This is a genomic window from Rhodanobacter terrae (genome assembly GCF_042657005.1).
Classification (GTDB): domain Bacteria; phylum Pseudomonadota; class Gammaproteobacteria; order Xanthomonadales; family Rhodanobacteraceae; genus Rhodanobacter; species Rhodanobacter terrae.
In genome coordinates, this window is the sequence record NZ_JBHSNG010000070.1 from 1 (window position 1) to 1536 (window position 1536).

Sequence of the window (1536 nt, forward strand, 5' to 3'; positions counted from 1 at the left end):
CCGTAAGAGACTTCCCGTCAATACCGCCCGCTTGATGCTCTTGCCTTGAGCTTTCAGGCTTTCGCTGGCCATCATGTTGTCCTCTGTGTTGCGTCGTGCATGTCAGTGCGTGCGGCGTTGAACGTTGCCAGACTGCATTTCCGTAAACGGCCTTGTTGCATCGATGGTGCTGACGCGGACCTGGGTATAAACCGCGCCCAGAGACCTCATTCATTCGTCGGTGTCGTCGGTGTCTGGCGATCAACCAGCTCACGTTTGGACGTCCAGAATGTTAGTCAGGTTCTCTCCGGGTGGGTCTGACCCGTTGCTACCTCGTCGCGCTGACGTTGAACTGATGAAATGGGTCGCTTGTGGTTACGCCGTGGTGCGCATCGTGATGGCGTGTTTGCCGGCAGGGCGCTGCACCATCGGGTGCTTCAGCCACGCGTCGGCGTCGTAGGTTTCGTCATGGGCCAGCATCGCCCACAGCTGCCGGGCATGCTTGTTGGCGATGGCCACCAGCACTTTGCCGAAGGGCATCCGACTGGCCAACTGGCGTATCCAGATCTGTTCGGGCGTGGACTTTTCCACGCTGACCGCTTTGGCTCGCTGCAGGCTGCTGCGGGCGCCCTGGATCAACAGCGTGCGCAGATAGCCATCGCCGCGACAGCTTATCGTGCCAAGGCGAGCATGCCCGCCACTGGAATGCTGCGTCGGTACGAGTCCGAGCCAGGCGCTCACCTGTCGGCCATTGCGGAACTCCTTGGCATCGCCGAGTGTGGCGATCGCCGCATCAGCGGTGATCGTGCCGATCCCGATGATCGCGCGCAGCCGTATACAACGCTCGTCCACTCGCGCATGGGCGTCGATGCGTGCACTGCACGCGTCGACGGCCGTGCGGACCTTCGCCCAGTGCGCGCTAAGGTCATGCAGAAGTTCGCGCATCTCGGGAGGTAGTGCCGTCTGTCGATCAAGGTCGGCCAGTGCACGGCGCAACGCCAGATCGCTTTTCGCCACCACGATGCCGAATTCGGCCAGCAATCCGCGCAGGCGGTTGCTGATCGACAAGCCTTCTACCTTGTAACCCTCGCGTACCCGGTGGCACGACAATCGCGCCTGTTGATCGACGGTTTTGACGGGTACGAAGCGCATATTGCCCTGGCGGGCTGCCGTGGCGATCGCCTCGGCATCGTTGCGGTCGTTCTTCGCGGTGCGATTTTTGCGAAACGGCGTGACGAACTGCGCCGCCATCAAGCGTGGCTGCAGGCCGTACTCCAGACAGCGCCGGCCCCAATGGTGCGCACCACTGCACGCCTCCATCGCCACCACCGTGCCCGCTGGCACCTGCGCCAGCCACACTGCGAAGGCATCCCGTTTCAGATCCCGCCGGCGCAGTACATGGCCGCTGCCATCTACTTCGCATACCGAAAACACGCTCTTCGCCAAATCCACGCCAATGGTTATAGTGCTCATGGAGACTTCCTCTTCGAGTGACGGTTGACCAGCATCACCATCATGGCCCTCGAGGCCGAAAGGGGAGGAAGTCTCTTTTTACTC

At 61.5% G+C, this 1536-nt stretch carries 1 protein-coding gene; it reads right to left on the reverse strand.

What is annotated here, in order from left to right:
* Positions 1-354 precede the first annotated feature (354 nt).
* The gene (locus ACFPPB_RS20250) at positions 355-1452 is read right to left on the reverse strand and encodes an IS110 family RNA-guided transposase (RefSeq protein WP_377330461.1); all 1098 of its coding nucleotides are present in this window, start codon (positions 1450-1452) and stop codon (positions 355-357) included.
* Between the last annotated feature and the right edge of the window lie 84 nt (positions 1453-1536).

Bases quoted from the DNA above. Each gene is read 5' to 3' on its own strand.
- ACFPPB_RS20250 (WP_377330461.1), bottom strand. From the start codon at position 1,452: ATGAGCACTATAACCATTGGCGTGGATTTGGCGAAGAGCGTGTTTTCG.